Origin of the sequence: Collimonas silvisoli (genome assembly GCF_018305005.1) — a bacterium.
GTDB classification, from domain to species: Bacteria; Pseudomonadota; Gammaproteobacteria; order Burkholderiales; family Burkholderiaceae_D; genus Collimonas; species Collimonas silvisoli.
On the sequence record NZ_JAGQEG010000011.1, the window covers coordinates 55828 to 74934 of the forward strand.

Consider the following 19107-nt stretch of genomic DNA (forward strand, 5'->3'; position numbering starts at 1 on the left):
GGATCACCATGACTTCTATTGCATCTGCCGGCGTCGGTTCTGTCACGACGGCGCCGCCTGCATCACCGCAGAATTCCCAGCTCAAGCGCGAATTGCGCCAGGCGCAATTTCGTAAGCGCGCCGCTGCGCTGGCATTGATCGCGCCGTTGGCGATTTTCCTGTTGCTGACTTTTCTGGTGCCTATCGCCATGCTGCTCAAGCGTGCCGTGGAAAATCCGGAAATCGCCGCTACGCTGCCGCATACGGTGGCCGCATTAAGTCACTGGGATCGCAAGAGTGCACCGCCGGACGCCGCCTATGCCGGGCTGGCAAGCGATTTGCTGCAAGCCAAGGCAGACAGTTCAGCCGGTTCGCTGGCGCGCCGCCTCAATTCGGAAATCTCCGGCGCCCGTTCGATCATCATGAAAACCTCGCGTGCCTTGCCGTTGCTGGATGCAGACGGCAAGCCGCTGCCGGCCACGCAGATCAAACAAGCGCTGATCGATCTCGATGAGCAGTGGGGGCAACTGCCGTATTGGCAAGTGATTGCCAAGAACGGCGCGCCGTACTCCCCGTACTACCTGCTGGCGGCGCTGGATCTGAAGCAGGATGCCTTCGGCCATATCGAAAAAGCCGACGCCAGCGCATCGGTATATCAAAAGATTTTCGGCCGCACATTCTGGATCGGCCTGGTTGCTACCCTGGCTTGCCTGATTATTGGCTATCCGCTGGCGTACTGGTTGTCGACCATGTCGGAACGGCGCGCCAACCTGTTCATGATCCTGGTGCTGATTCCATTCTGGACTTCGATCCTGGTGCGGGTCGCGGCCTGGATCGTATTGCTGCAATCGGAAGGCCTGGTCAACAAGGCCTTGATGGCAGGCGGCCTGACCCAGGCGCCGCTGGAACTGCTGTTCAACCGCATCGGCGTGTATATCGCCATGACCCACATCCTGCTGCCGTTCATGATCCTGCCTTTGTATAGCGTGATGAAAGCGATTCCGCCGACCTATCTGCGCGCTGCGGTGTCGCTCGGCAGCCATCCGTTCGCCGCCTTCTGGCGCGTGTATGTGCCGCAGACCTATCCAGGCATCGGCGCCGGCGGCTTGCTGGTGTTTATTCTGGCGGTCGGCTACTACATCACGCCAGCCTTGCTGGGTGGACCGAACGAACAGATGGTCAGTTATTACATCGCCTATTTCACCAATGTCACCATCAACTGGGGCATGGCTTGTGCGCTCGGCGCGTTGTTGTTTGCCGCGACGCTGGTGTTGTACGGCGTGTATCGCCGCTTCACCAAAAACGACGTGGCCATGGGATAAGAAAATGAAAATATTTCCGCAATTCCCTCCCTATGTTTCCTTGACCGAACGCGTCTGGTTTTTCTTCTCGCGCGGCTTCAATTTGCTGGTGCTGCTGTTCCTGCTGCTGCCGATCCTGGTCATCATTCCGCTGTCGTTCAGCGACAGCACTTTCCTGGTGTATCCGATCCGGGGCTTTTCCTTGCGCTGGTATCAAAACCTGGTGCATTCGGCAGAATGGGTCAGCGCCGCCAAAAACAGTTTCATCGTCGCGCCTTTGGCGACAGTGTTGGCGACCATTCTTGGCACGCTGGCCGCGGTAGGCTTAAACAAGGCGGATTTCCGCGGCAAAGGTTTGCTGATGGCGGTGCTGATCTCGCCGATGGTGGTGCCGGTGGTGGTGGTCGGCGTCGGCGTTTATTTGTTCTTCGCGCAGATCGGTCTGTCCGATAGTTATACCGGCCTGATCCTGGCGCATGCGGCGCTGGGTGCGCCGTTCGTGGTGACGACGGTGCTGGCGACGTTGCAAGGCTTCAACCAGAACCTGGTGCGCGCCAGTCTCAGCCTGGGCGCCAATCCGCTCTCCACTTTTTTCCGGATTACCCTGCCGGTGATTGCACCGGGTTTGATTTCCGGCGCCTTATTTGCCTTCGCCACCTCGTTCGACGATGTGGTGGTAACCTTGTTTGTCGCCGGCCCCGGACAAGCCACTCTGCCGCGTCAGATGTTTACCGGCATCAAGGAAAACATCAGCCCGACGATTGCCGCGCTGGCCACCATCCTGATCGTGTTTTCCACCTGCCTGCTGCTGGTGCTGGAATGGATACGCGGACGCAACAAGGCGCTCGCCAAATTTTAGCCGCTCGCTAGCAACCACTTTTCGGCACGCATGTCGCAAGCTGATATGCGTGCCTTCAACGTTCATAGGAGTTATCCCCATGATGCAATTAAAAGATCCCTCATTGTTCCGTCAGCAAGCCTATGTCAATGGCGAATGGTGCAACGCCGATAAGGGCGGCACCCACGCCGTGACCAATCCGGCGACCGGCGAAACCATAGGCAGCGTGCCGCTGATGGGCGCCGCCGAGACCAAACGCGCGATTGCCGCCGCCAACGACGCCTGGCGCCAGTGGCGGCGCAAGACCGCCAAGGAACGCAGCATCATCCTGCGCAAATGGAATGACCTGATGCTGGCCAATCTCGACGATCTGGCGCTGATCATGACGGTCGAACAAGGCAAGCCGCTGGCTGAAGCCAAGGGTGAAATCGCCTACGCCGCCTCGTTCATCGAATGGTTTGCGGAAGAGGGCAAGCGCGCCGGCGGCGATACCATTCCATCGCCGTCGCCGAGTTCGCGCATCGTGGTGGTGAAAGAGCCGATCGGAGTTTGCGCAGCGATCACGCCGTGGAATTTCCCGGCGGCGATGATCACCCGCAAGGCCGGCCCGGCGCTGGCCGCAGGCTGCACCATGGTGCTCAAGCCGGCCGAATCGACGCCGTTCTCGGCCCTGGCCCTGGCGGTATTGGCCGAGCGCGCCGGCGTCCCGGCCGGCGTGTTCAGCGTAGTGACCGGTGCTGCACGTGAAATCGGCGCGGAAATGACCAGCAATCCGATCGTGCGCAAGCTGACCTTTACCGGCTCCACCGGCGTCGGCCGTTTGCTGATGGAGCAATGCGCCGCCACCGTCAAGAAGTTGTCGTTGGAACTGGGCGGCAACGCGCCGTTTATCGTGTTCGACGACGCCGATCTGGATGCCGCCGTGGAAGGCGCGATGGCTTCCAAATATCGCAACGCCGGGCAAACCTGCGTCTGCGCCAACCGCCTGTATGTGCAGGATGGCATTTACGATGCTTTCGCCGAAAAACTGGTGGCCGCGGTGGCCAAGCTGAAGGTCGGCGACGGCCAGCAAGAGGGCGTAACGCAAGGCCCGTTGATCGACCAGAAGGCGGTCGCCAAAGTCGAACAGCACATCGCCGATGCAGTCGCAAAAGGTGCGCGCGTCCTGGCCGGCGGCAAACGCCATGCGCTCGGCCAGAGTTTCTTCGAACCGACCGTACTGGCCGACGTGACCTCCGACATGATGGTGGCGCGCGAAGAGACCTTTGGTCCGATGGCGCCCCTGTTCCGTTTCAAGACCGACGATGAAGTATTGGCGCTGGCCAACGACACTGAATTCGGTCTTGCCAGTTATTTCTACTCGCGCGATATCGGCCGTATCTGGCGTGTTGCCGAAGGTTTGGAAAGCGGCATGGTCGGCATCAACACCGGCATCATTTCGAATGAAGTGGCGCCGTTCGGCGGCGTCAAGCAATCCGGCCTGGGGCGCGAAGGATCGAAGTATGGAATTGAGGATTATCAAGTGATCAAATACCTGTGCATGGGCGGGATTTGATGTTTCCGGCGACCCGGTTCAAATTCATGTAACACCCATCCGCATTCGGCCGTGCCTGGAAGGCACGGCGTTTCGCTAAAATCCAACACTTTTCCCACTGCCAGCCACATTTTTCTCTCGAAATCTGTTAGCGCTAACACAAATAAATCGCCGTTGATATAATGTTGCTTCGCACCATATCCCCCGGTGCGCGCCTCTGACCGCCACGCTGTTTAACGCTGTTGCTTAAACTAACCGGCGGTTTTTCATTTCCGGATGATCATCATGCTGTCTTTGCCCCTGCTAGCCCTTGCTGTTGCCGCTTTCGGCATCGGTACGACGGAGTTCGTCATCATGGGCTTGCTGCCCGATGTGGCACGCGATCTGGGGGTGACGATCCCGGCGGCAGGGATGCTGGTGACCGGTTATGCGCTGGGCGTGACGATCGGCGCGCCGATCGTGGCCATCGCGACTGCCAACATGCCGCGCCGGACGGCGCTGCTGAGCCTGATCGGCTTGTTCATCATTGGCAATGTCTTGTGCGCCTTGTCGCCGAATTACACCGTGCTGATGCTGGCGCGGGTGGTGACGGCGTTTTGCCATGGCGCGTTTTTCGGCATCGGCTCGGTAGTGGCTGCCGGCCTGGTAGCGCCACACCGGCGGGCGCAGGCGATCGCCCTGATGTTTGCCGGCCTGACCCTGGCCAATGTACTGGGCGTGCCGTTCGGCACTGCATTGGGACAACAGCTGGGCTGGCGCTCGACATTCTGGGCAGTGACCGTGATCGGTGTGCTGGCGGCGATAGCGCTGGCGCTGTGGCTGCCGAAGAAAATCGAGATGCAAAAGACCAGCTTGTTGCAAGAGTTTGGCGTGCTCAAGGATAAGCAGGTGCTGATGGTGCTGGCGATCAGTGCGCTGGCTTCGGCCAGCCTGTTTTCTGTATTCACCTACATCACGCCGATCCTGGAAGACGTCACCGGGCTGACGCCGCATGCGGTGACGCTGGTGCTGCTGGTATTCGGCCTGGGCCTGACGGTTGGCAGCGCGCTGGGCGGCAAACTGGCCGACTGGCGTCTGCTGCCGTCGCTGATCGGTTTCCTGGTGGCGCTGGCGATCATCTTGACGGTGTTTACCCTGACCATGCGCACGCCGCTGCCGGCAGTCATCACGATTTTCATCTGGGGTGTGCTGGCTTTTGCGATTGTGCCGCCGCTGCAAATGCTGGTGGTGGAGCGCGCCAGCGCGGCACCGAACCTGGCTTCGACCCTGAACCAGGGCGCCTTTAATCTCGGCAATGCGGGCGGCGCCTGGTTTGGCGGCATGGCGATCAGCGCCGGGTTTCAGCTGACCACCTTGCCTTATGTCGGCATGGTGGTGGTGGTGGCGGCGCTAGGTTTGACCTTGTGGTCGGCGGCTATTGAACGCAATAGCGGCCTGGCGTTGACGCCTAGCGAGTAATGGTGTCGCCAGGCCGTTTTTGCCAGCGTTTCTTTCCCAGAATTCTCTCGCCTAACTCGCTTAACCGGGCCATCGGGTAGCGGGTCTTTTCCCATTCGCGCGGATCGCCGGGGAAGGCATAGCTATCCGGCGGCGTCCGCTGCCGCCAGCTCTCCACCCGCCAATCGCGCAGCTCGGCCTCTTCCTCACGTGCGGGCGTAAAGGCGATGTACTGCGCCAGCCGGACTTGATCGGCCGAGGTATTGGGCTTGATGCCGTGCGCCAGCAAACTGTTGAAGATCAGCAGATCGCCAGCTTGCATCGGGATGAAGCGCGGTAGCCATGGCAATGATTCCAGGTCGGGACGCCAGGGATTGCGATCCAAGGGAGCGTTCTTGCGCCACTCGGCGAAGTGTTCGAATAGCTCGGGGATGCATTGGAAGCCGCCACTTTCCGGCGTCGTATCGGACAGCGCCAGCACGCCCTGGACATTCACCGGCAGCGGCTCCAATGTGGTGTCGGCGTCCCAATGGATAAAGCCGCCGAAACGTCTCGCGCCCTGGTTCGGCGTATTCAGGTTGGCACGGTCTATGGTCACCCACAGATCCTCGCGATCCCAGATGTCGACAAAGGCATCGACGATGCGCGGCGTCTGGCGGTTGTCCCAAAAGGTCTGGTGATGATAGGCCTCGACCATGCCGGAACCGTTCAACTCCTTCATTTCGTGCTCGCGCAGTTGCGCGCGGTTCCAGGTTTCGGGTGCGTTGCGATCGAGTTCCTGGAATTCCCACAGGAAATCTGCGGTGCGTTGCACCTGTGCCGCGCTGATTGCCTGCTTGACGACGACGTAACCATAGGTTTGCCAGTGATGGAAATCGGCGGCTGACAATACCCGCAGCGGCAGGGTTTTTTGCAGGTCGCGCAATTGCTCCTGATCGGGGTAAAGCACGGATGGATTGCTAAGGCGCTGCTTGGCGGCGGCATAAGGCTGGTTCATATCATTGTCTCCGGGTTGGTTGTATCGGCAGGGATTGCAACTCAATTCTCTGCCGACGGAAGCCCTTCGATTTCGCCCCAACTGCTACCTATTGATACTATTCTGATGTAATTAACCATCAGAAGGTCAGAATGCGACCGCATTACGAGCACCTCACCCTGTCTCCCGGCCAATCCTGGCAACTGCTGTGGCGCGAGTTGCCCGAGCTGCCGTTTCTCTGGCATTACCATCCGGAGTTCGAGCTGACGCTGACCCTGAACGCGCGCGGTCAGCGTTATGTAGGCGACCATCTGGCGGATTTTTCGGACGGCGATCTGATATTGCTGGGGCCGAACCTGCCGCATACCTGGTCGGCCAGCGAACGCCTAGCGCCCGAACGGCAGATGCTGGCGGTGGTGGTCTGGTTTTCGCGCGATTGGCTGATCCAGTTGCAAACCAGCTTGCCTGAACTCGCCGTCCTGCTGCAACTGGGCAAGCGGGCCGACAGGGGATTGCAGTTCTCCGCTGAAACAGCCGCCCGTGTCAGGCCCTTGATGCTGCGCATGGAGAACCTGACGCCGACGCAGCGCCTGCCTCTATTGCTGGAGCTGCTGCTGTTGCTGGCGCAGGACGAACTGGCGCAGCCGCTGGCCTCGGTGGCTTCCACTGCGATCGCGGTGGATATGCAACGCCAGCGCATGGGGCGGGTGCTGGACTATATGCACGCCCATTTCCAGATGGCGCTGCCGGTGGAGTTGCTGGCTGAGCGCGCTGCACTGTCGGTGGGCGCCTTCCATCGCTTTTTCAAACGCCACACGCAGTTGACGGTGACTGCTTATCTGGCCCAGCTGCGGATCGGCAGCGCCTGCCAGCAACTGATCCAGACCGACAAGGCGATCGGTGTGATCGCGCAGGAATCGGGCTATCGCAACCTGGCCCATTTCAACCGGCAGTTCCGTGCGGCCAAGGGTGTCAGCCCGCGCGAGTTCAAGCAGAGATATAGATAACATCTATCTAAATCCGAGTGTCAGCGCTCACTTAAGCTGCAGCTGATCCGGCGCCATGGTTTAACGCCGCGGCACACCGGGCAGCGCGCACAGCATCTCATACGCCAGGTTGGCGCCCAGCAAGGCGGTAGTGCCGACCGGATCGTAAGGCGGCGACACTTCGACCAGATCGGCGCCGACCAGATCCAGGCCCCAGGCGCCGCGGATGATTTCCAGCGCCTGCGGCACGGTCAGGCCGGCGATTTCCGGGGTGCCGGTGCCGGGCGCATAGGCTGGATCGATGCCGTCGATGTCGAAGCTCAGGTAGACCGGGCCGCCGGCCACGCGGGCGCGTACTTCCGCCATCAGCGGCGCCAGCGATTTGTTCCAGCAGTCTTCTACCTGCACCACCTTGAAACCCTGGTCGCGGCACCAGTCGAAATCTTCGGCGGTGTAGCCGGTGCCGCGCAAGCCGATCTGCACCACGCGCTGGCAATCCAGCAAGCCTTCTTCCACCGCCCGCCGGAATGGGGTGCCGTGGGCAATTTTTTCGCCGAACATGGTGTCGTTGACATCGGCATGGGCGTCGACATGGATCAGGCCGATCTTGCCGTATTTGCGATGCAGCGCGCGCAGGATGGGCAGGGCGATGGTGTGATCGCCGCCTAGCGAAATCGGGCGGCAACCGGAGGCGACGATGTTGTCGTAGGCGCTTTCAATCAGCTTGATCGAATCCAGCAGATTGTAAGGATTGATGGCGACGTCGCCGAGGTCGGCAATCCGCAGCGCATCGAAAGGCGCGGCGCGGGTCGCCATGTTGTAAGGGCGCAGCAGCACCGATTCGGTACGGATCTGGCGCGGCCCGAAGCGCGTGCCGGAACGGTTCGAGGTGCCGAGATCGAACGGGACGCCGACGAAACAGGCGTCCAGCTCGGCGCTGCTGTTCACGTGCGGCAAGCGCATCATGGTGGCGATGCCGCCGAAACGCGGCATGTCGTTGCCGCCTAGCGGTTGATAGAGTGGGATTTCCGACATGGTCGTCTCCAGTAGAGGGAAGGGCTTATGTTTTCCAGGCAGCAGCCACTCTAGCGGCAAATCACATCGGGAAAAATGCGTGCAATGCAACGCTTACATTGATATAAATAGATGTATTATCGATTCGATACTTCCTTCGCCTTTATCCGATATCCGATTCAATATGCTGCAGCAGTTATCCGATCTTGATCTGCGTCTGATCCGTGTCTTCCTGTCGGTGCTGGACGCCGGCGGCATTTCCGCTGCGCAGACGGCCCTGAATGTCAGCCAGTCCACCATCAGCACGCAACTGGCGACGCTGGAGACGCGGCTCGGGTTTCGTTTGTGCGAGCGTGGCCGGGCCGGATTCCGGCTGACCCCGCACGGTGCGCAGTTTGCCCAGGCCAGCCGCCAGTTGCTGGAGAATATCGCCCTTTTTTGCCTGGATGCGCGCCAGATCGGCCGCAAGCTGGTCGGGCAATTGCATCTGGGCTTGATCGGCCATGCCGCGATGAGCGCCAATGCGCGCCTGAGCCAGGCCATCGCCCGCTTTCGGGCGCGGGACGAGGCAGTCACGCTGTCGCTGGCGGTGCTGGCTCCGGGCCAACTGGAAGAGGAGGTGATCAATGGCCGTCTCGATCTTGGCATCGGTTATTTCTGGCACCGCTTGCCGAATCTGGAATATCTGCCCTTGTACACGGAACATCAGGTGGCTTATTGCGCCGCCGCTCATCCCCTGTTTAACCAGGCCGGAAAATTGACGGCCGCAGCGTTGGCGCAGCACGACTGGGTCTGGCGCAGCTATCCGTTGCCAGAAGCCGCCGGCGCCGGCGGGGTGTTTGCACCGGCACGGGTGACGGCGCTGGCCGACAACATGGAGGCAGTCGCGGTCCTGATCCTGTCGGGACAGCATCTTGGATTCCTGCCGCAGCATTTTGCCGCGCCGTTGGTGCAGCAAGGATTGCTGGCGGCCCTCAATCCGACGCTGCTCTCTTATGAGGTCGCATTGCACATGGTGATCCGCCGCCAATCCAGCCGGGGTGAGGTTCTGCAAGCGTTTCTGGATGATCTGACCGCAGTGCATCGCGACGACGCGTAATATCAACCATACGATGAAGCGATGCCGCGGCCCTCGGTTTGGATGAGATAATGCGGTGTTATCACCTGCATTCAGATTGCCTACCATGTCACAATTCGCCCCCCTCAAGAACGATACTTTCCTGCGTGCGCTGCTGCGTCAGCCGACCGAGTACACGCCGCTGTGGCTGATGCGTCAGGCCGGCCGCTATCTGCCGGAATATCGGAAGACTCGCAGCCGCGCCGGATCTTTCATGGGCCTGGCGACCAATCCTGATTACGCCACCGAAGTCACGCTGCAGCCGCTTGACCGTTTTCCGCTGGATGCCGCGATTCTGTTTTCCGACATCCTCACGGTGCCTGACGCCATGGGACTGGGCCTGTATTTCGCCGACGGCGAAGGCCCCAAGTTCTATCGCCCGCTACGTGATGAAAAAGACGTGATGGCGCTGCAAAGCCCAGATCTGGGCAAGCTGGATTACGTTTTCAAGGCAGTCACGCAAATTCGCACTGAGCTGAACGGCCGTGTGCCGCTGATCGGTTTTGCCGGCAGCCCATGGACCTTGGCTTGCTACATGGTGGAAGGCGAAGGTTCGCGTGAATTTCACACCGTCAAGACCATGCTGTACAACCGCCCGGACCTGATGCACCACGTGCTCAGCACCAACGCCGCAGCGGTGGCGGCTTATCTGAATGCACAGATCGACGCCGGCGCCCAAGCCGTGATGATTTTCGATTCATGGGGAGGGGCGCTGGCGGACGGTGCTTACCAGGAATTTTCGCTGGGCTATATGCGCCAGGTGGTTTCCCAGCTCAAGCGCGAGAAAGACGGCGTGCCGATTCCGGCGATTGTATTCACCAAGGGCGGCGGTTTGTGGCTGGAACAGATTGCCGACATCGGCGCCGACGCCGTCGGCCTCGACTGGACCGTCAATCTGGCCGATGCGCGCGCGCGCATCGGCCAGCGCGTCGCCTTGCAGGGTAATCTCGATCCCGCTGTGCTGTTTGCCAATCCAGAACAAATCCGCAGTGAAGTCGGGCGTTTGCTGAACGCCTATGGCGCACCACAGGCCGGCAGCGGCCATGTGTTCAATTTGGGTCACGGCATTTCGCAATTCACGCCGCCGGAATCGGTTGCCGTGATGGTTGAAGCGGTCCATGAAATCAGCCGTAAATTGCGCGGATAGAGACTTGCCGCTGCTGCTTGATAGCTGCTGCCTGGCGAAAGGGGGCTGTTACATAGCGCCGCTCATAACACATTCGTAAGCAATCCGGATTGCCCATGCACTAGTTATGCACAAAATAAATCTGCTGCACTACGGCAATTATTTATATCTATATTTATTATTTTTCACTTGATGGTGTTTTGTAAGTAATTGATTTAAAACGGTTTATTTTCTGCTTTTAGTTTAGGCAGTTTATTGAAACCCGCATCAAATATGAGTCTGCAGCCTGTCAAGAGCAGGTTACCCACAAAGTTATCCACAGACATTGTGGATAATTTGAAAAGCGCTTATGAAACCGATGCTTAGGACAGTTCCTCATGTTTTACATTAAGTAGATTCTCAGGAATCAGGATTTGTCCCCAATTTTCGGTAGTTGACACCAGGCTAATTTTTCCGGTGCGAAACTTGCTGAATTGAAAAAAGAAAGTGACATAGTGGTGCATGTTCATGGATTTGAATGTAGAGCTGATTGTTACTCGCTTACTACTTTTCAATGCTTTGTTTTGGGGCAATCCGAATTTAGTTATGCACATAATCGCGTTTCTGCAAGGATATTTTCTAGGAGCAAGAAATTCTTTTCCTGTACTGAATGTGCAATTTAAGTCTTTGATTGTAAATGATATTTTTATTGATGCTGGTTTAAGCAAAAGGCTTAAATGTCCCGTAAACAGTTGCTTTCAGGTCGTTTACGCCACCTTGTCCACAAAGTTATCCACAGATCTTGTGGATAGTTTTAAAAGCACTTACGAAACCGATAGTTAGCCTATTTCCTAGGGAATTACATTAAGTTCGTGAAACAAAGCATCCTCCAAATCGTCCTCGACACCCCCTTGGATAGCAGTTTCGACTATCGCTGGCAGGCCGGCCACGAGGGCGAAGCCATGCCGCAAATCGGGCAGCTGGTGCAACTTTCTTTCGGTCGGCGCGAAGTGGTCGGTTTGATTGTCGGCATCAGCACCGAGAGCGACGTGCCCGCTGAGAAATTGAAAAATGTACAAGCGGTGCGCTATCAGTTGCCGCCGCTGTCGGCGCAATGGCTGGCCTTGTGCCGTTTTGCCGCCGACTACTATCAGCGGCCGATGGGTGAGGTGGCGCTGCCTGGCTTGCCGAAAAACCTGCGCGCGCTGACTACCGTGGCATTGGATCGCGGCCTGAAGAAATTGCAGCAAACCGGCGCTGCGCACGACGCTACGCCGATCGATGTGGCGCAACTGAATCCGGCGCAACAGCAGGCAGCCGACGCGATTGCCGGCGCTACAGGTTTTGCGCCGACGCTGCTGTACGGCGTCACCGGCAGCGGCAAGACCGAGGTCTATCTGCAGGCGGCGGCGCAAATCCTGGCGCACAGCGAAAATGGCGCGGATAACCCATCGCAAATTCTGATTCTGGTGCCGGAAATCAATCTGACGCCGCAGCTGGAGGGAAACATCCGCGCCCGCTTTCCAGGCGTGACGGTGGCGACCTTGCATAGCGGCCTGGCGGAAGGCGAGCGTATGCGCCACTGGCTGGCCGCGCATTTGGGACGGGCACGGATTATCCTCGGCACCCGGCTGGCGGTGCTGGCGTCCTTGCCGCATCTGAAGCTGATCGTCATCGACGAGGAGCACGACCCATCCTACAAGCAGCAAGAAGGCCTGCGTTATTCTGCGCGCGATCTGGCTGTATGGCGTGCTCATCAACTGGGGATTCCGATTGTGCTGGGTTCGGCCACGCCGTCGCTGGAGACCTGGCATCACGCGCAATCCGGACGCTACAAGAGACTCGAACTGCGCGAGCGGGCGGTCAAGGACGCGGTGCTGCCGCTGGTGCGCCGCATCGACATGGAGCGCGACAAACCCAGCGAAGGACTGACCTCGACCTTGGTCAGCGCCCTCAAGCAAAGGCTGGAACGCGGTGAGCAATCGTTGCTGTTTCTGAACCGGCGCGGTTATGCGCCGGTGATTGCTTGCGACGCTTGCGGCTGGGTCAGCAACTGCACTCGCTGCACCTCCTTCATGGTGTTGCACAAACCCGAACATCGCCTGCGTTGCCATCATTGCAGCCTGGAGCTGAGGATTCCGAAATCCTGCCCGACTTGCGGCAACGTCGATCTGCAACCGCTGGGACGCGGCACGCAACGTTTGGAAGAGGGCTTGCAAGCGATGTTTCCCGAGGCGCGGGTGTTGCGCATCGATGCCGATTCGACCCGTCGCAAGGGTAGTGCGCAAGCAGCGTTCGATAGCGTGCACAACGGCGATGTGGATATCCTGATCGGCACCCAGATGGTCGCCAAAGGGCACGATTTCAAAAAGCTGACGCTGGTCGGCATCCTGAATCCTGATACAGCCTTGTTTTCCCACGACTACCGCGCCAGCGAGCGCCTGTTTGCGCAATTGATGCAGGTAGCGGGGCGTGCCGGCCGCGCCGCGCAAAAAGAGGGCGGAAGCGCCAGCGAGGTGCTGATCCAGACGCGTTATCCGCAGCATCCGCTGTATGCGGCAGTGATCGCCCACGATTACGATCGTTTCGCCACTTCCTTGCTGGAGGAGCGTGCGCAGGCTTGCTTGCCGCCCTACATCTATCAAGCGTTGCTCAGGGCGGAGGCGAAAGAGCTGGAGACTGCGATCGCGTTCTTGCAACAGGCAGCCAATTGCATCGAGCACGCCGGCATCACTATCCACGATCCGATCCCGATGACCATGACCCGGGTTGCCAATGTCGATCGCGCGCAATTATTGATCGAATGCCCGTCGCGCCCCGGTTTGCAGGCTTTCCTGACGGACTGGATGGCCCAGCTGCGGCAGCTGAAGACGCGTGCCAAATGGTCTTTGGAAGTGGACCCGGTCGATATCTGACACTTGCTTTTAGTGCCGCTGCTCCGGCACCGAGCGGGAAAAGATCCGCACCACAGAATCCATGTGCGCCCGCATCGCCCGCCGCGCCGCCACCGCATCGCGCGCTTGCAGCGCCTCCAGGATCAGCTGATGTTCATGTTCTGAACGATTCGGCATGTCCTTCGAGCTATACAGCGTTTGCAGGCGCTGGAACATCATGCCGTATTTGCGTCCCAGCAAATGGCTGACCAGCAGCAGATAGGCCGGGTTGCCGCTGGCCTCGGCGATACGGATATGAAACAGGCGGTCGCCCGGATGGGTGTGCGAGCCGCTGCGGTTGTCTTCGACATTGCGCGCATAAGCTTCGGCGATGCTGCGCAGTTGCTCATCGCTAGCGTTCACCGCAGCCAGGGCGGCTGCCTCCGGCTCCACCAGGCGCCTGGCCTGCAGCAGCTTGAAGGGCGGGATTTCGTCATCCAGTTCAAGCTTGATTTCCAGATCGAGCTCCGGATCGATTTCCCAGCCGCTGCGATGCGCCGCTTGCTGCAGGGCCGACGGTTGGTTGCCGCTGGCGTTCGGAGCCGCGTCTGCCGTACGCGGCAACACCATCACGCCGTTGCCGACGCGCACGCTGACAATGCCAATCACTTCCAGCGCAATCAAGGCTTCCCGCACCGAAGTACGGCTGACGCCGAATTGCTTGGCCAATTCGCGCTCAGGAGGCAGATTGTCGCCGGCTCCGTATTCGCCGCGATCGATCATGTCACGCAATTGATCGGCAATTTGTTGATACAGGCGGCGGTTGTGTATAACTTGTATGGGCATGGCAGCAAGGAATGAGATTTTTCATATTGTGCCACGGCACGGTGGCAGCCATCCGAACCGGATGGCATCGGCGCCTGCCTTGTTGCCAATAAATAGCTAAAGCGGCTTGCCAAGCTGGTTGCTCTTGGAATTTCTGGTGTGCTAGTATTGGTCCAGCCAATGAACCTTTTCAGTATAAAACATTAATCCAGGCAAGCCTAGGACATCGGAGACAACCGCATGAGACTACAAGGAAAGCGCATTCTGGTTACTGCTGCGGGCCAGGGCATCGGCCGTGCCAGCGTCTTGCTGTTTGCGCGCGAGGGAGCACAGGTGCTGGCGGCTGACATCAACCGCGATTCTTTGGCGGAAACGGCTAGTGCCGCAAGCGCCGCCGGCCATCCGATCCGGACCGTGCAGCTCGATGTCACCGACGCCGCCGCAGTGACGGCGCTGGCGCAAGCGGAGCAGGGTTTCGATGTGCTGTTCAACTGCGCCGGGTTTGTGCACCACGGCAGCATCCTCGATTGCAGCGAACAGGACTGGGATTTTTCCTGGAACCTCAATGTTTCCTCCATGTATCGTCTGATTCGCGCCCTGTTGCCGGGCATGCTGGTCAAGGGTGGCGGTTCCATCATCAATATGGCGTCAGCCGCGTCCAGCGTAAAGGGTGTGCCCAATCGCTTCGTGTATGGCACCACCAAGGCGGCGGTGATCGGCTTGACCAAGGCAGTGGCTGCCGACTTCGTCGCCCAAGGCATACGCTGCAACGCAATTTGCCCCGGCACGGTCGAATCGCCGTCGCTGCGGCAGCGGATTGCCGAACAGGCGCGCCAGCAAGGCGTGGATATCGCGCAAATCGAAGCCGCTTTTGTCGCTCGCCAGCCCATGGGGCGGATCGGCAAGACTGAGGAAATCGCCGCGTTGGCGCTGTATCTGGCTTCCGACGAATCGGCCTTTACCACCGGCGCCATCCATGTGATCGATGGCGGCTGGTCGAATTAACTTGCTCTGGCGCCGCTATCGCGCACCGCTCATCTCCGTTACCGAGTCTCGACAATATGCGTTACTGCCTGGCGCTGGACCTGAAGAACGATCCCGATCTGATCGGCCGCTATGAAGCACATCACCGCCGTATCTGGCCCGAGATCAGCGCCCATTTGCGTCTGCATGGCGTGCTTGGCATGGAGATCTATCGGCTGGGCACGCGCCTGGTGATGCTGATGGAAACCGATGACGCGATTTACAGTCCGGAGCGGATGGACAACGCCGCACGCGGCAATCCAAAGGTACAAGAATGGGAGACCTTGATGTGGCAGTTCCAGGCCGCCACGCCGTGGACCCCAGCTGGAGAAAAATGGACGGCGATGACGCAGATTTTTGATCTGAAGCAGCAGCCCTGAGGCCGCTCAGACTACGATTTTGTCATCGCTGCGCTCGGGATTCGAAAGAAACCACTCGCCGCATCCCGGCGGCTGCACGATATCGCCGCTGACCGTGGCACAGTAGCGGCCCAGTTCGATGTCATTGTCCAAGCCGAGTTTTCTCATCGCCGAAGCTTTTTGCAAACTGACCGTTTTCACGCTTTTGTTCAAGCGCTCGGCGATATCGCGCAGACTGTTGCCCGCCGCATACAGCCGCAGCACTTCGGTTTCACGCGGGCTGGGACTTCCGCTTTTGGCCTTGCCGTCGATCCCGTTGCGCAATAGAGCCCGGAACGATGGCCCCATATACGGCAAGGGCGAGTTGTTGCCGAGATGGCGAATGCTCTTGCCGATTTCAGGCATTTCATCGCTCTTGTGCAGCAAGCCGTTCACGCCGCTATTGACGATCTGGTACAGCACCACCGGAAACGCATTCATGGTCAGCACAACCAGCCAGGTTTGCGGGTGGTGGCGCCGGATGTAAGACAGCAAATGCAAGCCGTCGCTGACACGTACCATCGGCATCGAAAATTCGGTGATGACCAGATCGCAGTGCGTCGACTCCAGGCATCTGACCAGTGCGTCCGAACTGGCGACGCTGGCTACGACATGGCAATTCGGCAGGTGATCGAGATAGTTGCGCACCCCTGCGGTAAACACGGGGTGATCGTCCGCTAGAACAATATCCACATTGATTCCTTCATCGAAATGTATCAGACAGGATCGGGGGTAGCTCGGGGAAAAAACAAAGCCCCTGCACCGTTTGGCAGCGGAATTGATTTTAGTTACTTTGTCGTGCAGTTGACAATTAATCTATACATTTAAGAAATACACTTATATATTTAGCAATGTGTAAATCCGATACTTCCTAATCAATAACGATAAGTCGAAACCTAGGTGGTCATCATTCACTTGTTGCGGGAGAAAATTGCATGGTCAAAATCATTCTGGCTGACGATCAGCCGGTCATTATTTCGGGGGTACGGCAATATATCGAGCAGATGCCGGGTTTTGCGGTGGTTGCTACGGCGTCCTCGACTGCGGAACTGACGGAGCGTTTGCAAGATACGCCGTGCGACATGCTGATCACGGAGTTTTCTCTGCCGATCAATCGCATTGGCCGCGGCTGCGCCCTGTTCAACCAGCTAAAGCGGGATTACCCGTCGCTAGAGCTGATTGTGCTGACGATGATCGATCTCCCCGCAGTGCTGTACCAGCTCACCAATTGCGGCGTGAAGGGCCTGCTGCACAAAAGTGACGAAATTGCCGAACTCGGCCGCGCCATTCAGGAAGGTTCGCAAGCGACGCCATACATTGGCAAGTCGGCGTTGCGGTTGCTGAAGAAAGGTCCTGACGGCAGGTTGCCGACCAAGCGCGAAGCCGAGGTATTGAAGATGTATGTGGTCGGCAACAGTTTGCGGGAAATCGCCGACCGGCTCAACAAGAGCGTTAAAACCGTGGGTTTGCAAAAAGCGTCGGCGATGAAAAAAATGGGCCTGCGCAACGATATCGAGCTGGGCAGGTATTCCTGCACCATGGGACGTATCGACCAGTGTGTCTGAAGATTTTCTTGCCAGACGCCGGCGCTTAAAAGCTCGCTTGCCGCCGAAGCCGTTATACTTGATGGAATAGCCGGCCAGTCCGGCCGACAGAAAGCAAGTTCCATGAACGGTATCAAGCAAGAATCCAATTCCCTCGGTCAACAGCCGTCCAAGCACGAAATCCGCCCGGGTCAATCGATAGAGTTGCTCAAAGAGTTACATATCCTGACGCGCGACGGAAAATTGAATCAGGACAGCCGCCGCAAGCTCAAGCAGGTATATCATTTATATCAATTCATCGAACCGTTACTGCAGGAGATCCAGCGCGAACAGGGCGGAGTGCAACTGGTCGATCACGGCGCCGGCAAATCGTATCTGGGATTTATCCTGTACGACCTGTTTTTCAAGACGCTGACCGACAATTCGCATATCTTCGGCATCGAAACCCGGGAAGAGCTGGTCAGGAAATCGCAAGAGCTGGCGCAGCGTTTGGAATTTCCCGGCATGTCGTTCCTCAATTTATCGGTGGCGGAATCGATAGAATCGGCTTTATTGCCAGGCCGGATCGACGTCGTCACAGCCTTGCACGCGTGTAATACGGCGACTGACGATGCGATTCAGTTTGGTCTGAAGAAGCAGGCCCGTTTCATGGTGCTGGTGCCATGTTGCCAGGCCGAAGTGGCCACAGTGTTAAAGAAGAACAAGGGTAAATCGCTAGCGAAAGAAGCATTGACCGAAATCTGGCGCCATCCGCTGCATACGCGCGAATTCGGTAGCCAGGTCACCAACGTGCTGCGCTGTTTGCAACTGGAAGCACACGGTTATCAAGTCAGCGTAACGGAACTGGTAGGCTGGGAACACTCCATGAAGAACGAATTGATCATTGCAAGTTACCGCGATCTGCCCCGTAAGCGGCCGACCGAGCGCCTGCGAGAAGTATTACACACCCTGGGGCTGGAAGAAATGCAACAACGGTTTTTTATTACGCCCTGATAAATTCAGCTTAAAAGCGGAACTCAATCCTAACCATAACCGCAGCATTTGCCTGCCGCAAGCGGGCCGTCCACCATCGCACCACTTAACCTGAGGAGAGTGACATGAGTAAGACGAGTGGCTCACATGCCGTTAAAGAGTTCACCAAGGCCCCGCTGACCGAGGAAGGATTGACCGAGACTGTGCAGCGCATTACCGCCGGTGTTGATGAGTTCAGCGTTTTGAATCACGCCGCGCGCGTAGCGCTCATCGCCAAGGTCACGGAACAATGGCAACAGGATTTCATCGTCAATTTTCACATTCCGGCCGATCTCGCCAAGGCGGGAGAAGAATACGCCGCCATAGAGCAGGGCGACAAATATCCGAGCTTGTCAGATTCAGTGCGCGAAGCCGTGTTACAGCGCTTCGACGATCGCTATGGCGATGGCGGCCCACGGCTGTGGTCAGCGCTGAACGGCAAATAAACAGCCGTTCGCGGCCGGGGGGCTGTGGTCAAATCATTCATCCGCAGCCGCCCGGCCATGTCTGCGAGACTGGATTTCAAGGCGCGGCAAACAGCGCCTCGGCTTCCGCAAAACCATAAAAACTACGTTGCATGGCTTCAGGATTTTGAACTGGCGCTTTTCAGACTCCTCCATCATGATTTCATGGTCGTCATGGCAATGTCCGAAAACCGCTAGACAGTGGAAAACATTGGCGCGATCATGCCCTGATGGAACTCGATCACGACACCTGCTACCGGGCACTGGCCAGCCGCGACGCACGCTTTGACGGACGCTTTTTCATCGCTGTCAAAACCACCGGCATCTACTGTCGCCCGATTTGCCCCGCGCGTACCGCCAAATCTGAAAACGTGCTGTTCTTCCCAACCGCCGCCGCCGCGCAGGAGGCGGGCTTTCGTCCCTGCCTGCGCTGCCGGCCGGAAGCCGCGCCCGACTCGGGCGCTTGGCGCAGTGTTTCGAACACAGGCGTATCGAACACCGTGGCGCGTGCAATGGCATTGATCGAGATGGGCGCTTTGGATGAAAGCGGAATGGACGTGCTGGCAGAACGCCTGGGCGTGGGTGAGCGCCAGCTGCGGCGTTTGTTTGCACAGCATCTGGGCGCATCGCCGATTGCTGTGGCGCAGACGCGGCGGGTGCTGCTGGCCAAACAGCTGATCCA

General features: G+C 58.5%; 19 protein-coding genes. 15 read left to right on the forward strand and 4 right to left on the reverse strand.

Features of this window, described 5'->3' with window-relative positions; all coding sequences use genetic code 11:
* The first annotated feature begins 8 nt into the window (after nt 1-8).
* The 4 genes from KHU33_RS04480 (at nt 9) to KHU33_RS04495 (ending at nt 5110) form a co-directional block, all read left to right on the forward strand.
* The gene (locus KHU33_RS04480; protein WP_211461306.1) at nt 9-1301 is read left to right on the forward strand and encodes an ABC transporter permease; all 1293 of its coding nucleotides are present in this window, start codon (nt 9-11) and stop codon (nt 1299-1301) included.
* Nucleotides 1302-1305: 4 nt separating this feature from the next.
* The gene (locus KHU33_RS04485; RefSeq protein WP_211461307.1) at nt 1306-2139 is read left to right on the forward strand and encodes an ABC transporter permease; all 834 of its coding nucleotides are present in this window, start codon (nt 1306-1308) and stop codon (nt 2137-2139) included.
* Nucleotides 2140-2218: 79 nt separating this feature from the next.
* Nucleotides 2219-3673, forward strand: coding sequence for an NADP-dependent succinate-semialdehyde dehydrogenase (gabD, locus tag KHU33_RS04490; protein WP_211461308.1), 1455 nt, complete (start codon nt 2219-2221; stop codon nt 3671-3673).
* A 267-nt stretch (nt 3674-3940) separates the two neighbouring features.
* The gene (locus tag KHU33_RS04495; protein WP_211461327.1) at nt 3941-5110 is read left to right on the forward strand and encodes an MFS transporter; all 1170 of its coding nucleotides are present in this window, start codon (nt 3941-3943) and stop codon (nt 5108-5110) included.
* Here KHU33_RS04495 and KHU33_RS04500 read toward each other — a convergent pair.
* Entirely contained in the window at nt 5100-6086 is a 987-nt protein-coding gene (locus KHU33_RS04500) for a phytanoyl-CoA dioxygenase family protein (RefSeq protein WP_211461309.1), read from the reverse strand. The two genes, KHU33_RS04495 and KHU33_RS04500, sit on opposite strands and share 11 nt — an antisense overlap.
* Before the next feature lie 131 nt (nt 6087-6217).
* Here KHU33_RS04500 and KHU33_RS04505 point away from each other — a divergent pair, with 131 nt between their 5' ends.
* Entirely contained in the window at nt 6218-7072 is an 855-nt protein-coding gene (locus tag KHU33_RS04505; RefSeq protein ID WP_211461310.1) for a helix-turn-helix domain-containing protein, read from the forward strand.
* Nucleotides 7073-7132: 60 nt separating this feature from the next.
* Here the strand turns inward: KHU33_RS04505 and speB are convergent, their stop codons facing one another.
* Complete coding sequence (gene speB, locus KHU33_RS04510; protein ID WP_211461311.1) at nt 7133-8086, reverse strand: agmatinase; 954 nt, start codon at nt 8084-8086, stop codon at nt 7133-7135.
* A 163-nt stretch (nt 8087-8249) separates the two neighbouring features.
* On the opposite strand from speB, the gene KHU33_RS04515 reads away from it, so the two are divergent.
* The 4 genes from KHU33_RS04515 to KHU33_RS04530 all read left to right on the forward strand — a co-directional run bounded on the left by KHU33_RS04515 (nt 8250) and on the right by KHU33_RS04530 (nt 13202).
* Nucleotides 8250-9164 (forward strand): LysR family transcriptional regulator, encoded by a 915-nt coding sequence (locus KHU33_RS04515; RefSeq protein WP_211461312.1) that lies wholly within the window; start codon nt 8250-8252, stop codon nt 9162-9164.
* An 85-nt stretch (nt 9165-9249) separates the two neighbouring features.
* Complete coding sequence (gene hemE / locus KHU33_RS04520) at nt 9250-10329, forward strand: uroporphyrinogen decarboxylase (RefSeq protein ID WP_211461313.1); 1080 nt, start codon at nt 9250-9252, stop codon at nt 10327-10329.
* A gap of 486 nt (nt 10330-10815) precedes the next feature.
* Nucleotides 10816-11130, forward strand: a complete 315-nt coding sequence (locus tag KHU33_RS04525) for a hypothetical protein (protein WP_211461314.1) — start codon at nt 10816-10818, stop codon at nt 11128-11130.
* Nucleotides 11131-11159: 29 nt separating this feature from the next.
* On the forward strand, nt 11160-13202 hold the full coding sequence (locus KHU33_RS04530) for a primosomal protein N' (protein ID WP_211461315.1): 2043 nt from the start codon (nt 11160-11162) through the stop codon (nt 13200-13202).
* 9 nt (nt 13203-13211) lie between these two features.
* Here KHU33_RS04530 and KHU33_RS04535 read toward each other — a convergent pair whose 3' ends face one another.
* Complete coding sequence (locus tag KHU33_RS04535; protein ID WP_211461316.1) at nt 13212-14006, reverse strand: FadR/GntR family transcriptional regulator; 795 nt, start codon at nt 14004-14006, stop codon at nt 13212-13214.
* Between the two features lie 219 nt (nt 14007-14225).
* Here KHU33_RS04535 and KHU33_RS04540 point away from each other — a divergent pair, with 219 nt between their 5' ends.
* Nucleotides 14226-14990 (forward strand): SDR family oxidoreductase, encoded by a 765-nt coding sequence (locus KHU33_RS04540; RefSeq protein WP_211461317.1) that lies wholly within the window; start codon nt 14226-14228, stop codon nt 14988-14990.
* 56 nt (nt 14991-15046) lie between these two features.
* Nucleotides 15047-15388, forward strand: coding sequence for an L-rhamnose mutarotase (locus KHU33_RS04545; protein WP_211461318.1), 342 nt, complete (start codon nt 15047-15049; stop codon nt 15386-15388).
* Nucleotides 15389-15394: 6 nt separating this feature from the next.
* Here the strand turns inward: KHU33_RS04545 and KHU33_RS04550 are convergent, their stop codons facing one another.
* Complete coding sequence (locus KHU33_RS04550) at nt 15395-16099, reverse strand: response regulator (protein WP_211461319.1); 705 nt, start codon at nt 16097-16099, stop codon at nt 15395-15397.
* A 242-nt stretch (nt 16100-16341) separates the two neighbouring features.
* Here KHU33_RS04550 and KHU33_RS04555 point away from each other — a divergent pair, with 242 nt between their 5' ends.
* From KHU33_RS04555 to KHU33_RS04570, 4 genes are all read left to right on the forward strand, one after another.
* A complete protein-coding gene (locus KHU33_RS04555) occupies nt 16342-16971 on the forward strand; it encodes a response regulator transcription factor (RefSeq protein ID WP_211461320.1) in 630 nt (209 codons plus the stop codon).
* Between the two features lie 102 nt (nt 16972-17073).
* Nucleotides 17074-17943: a class I SAM-dependent methyltransferase gene (locus tag KHU33_RS04560; protein WP_211461321.1), complete on the forward strand. Its 870-nt coding sequence runs from the start codon at nt 17074-17076 to the stop codon at nt 17941-17943.
* 104 nt (nt 17944-18047) lie between these two features.
* Entirely contained in the window at nt 18048-18407 is a 360-nt protein-coding gene (locus KHU33_RS04565) for a hypothetical protein (protein WP_211461322.1), read from the forward strand.
* A gap of 248 nt (nt 18408-18655) precedes the next feature.
* The coding region (locus KHU33_RS04570) for a bifunctional transcriptional activator/DNA repair enzyme AdaA (protein ID WP_211461323.1) at nt 18656-19107 on the forward strand (452 nt) is incomplete at its 3' end.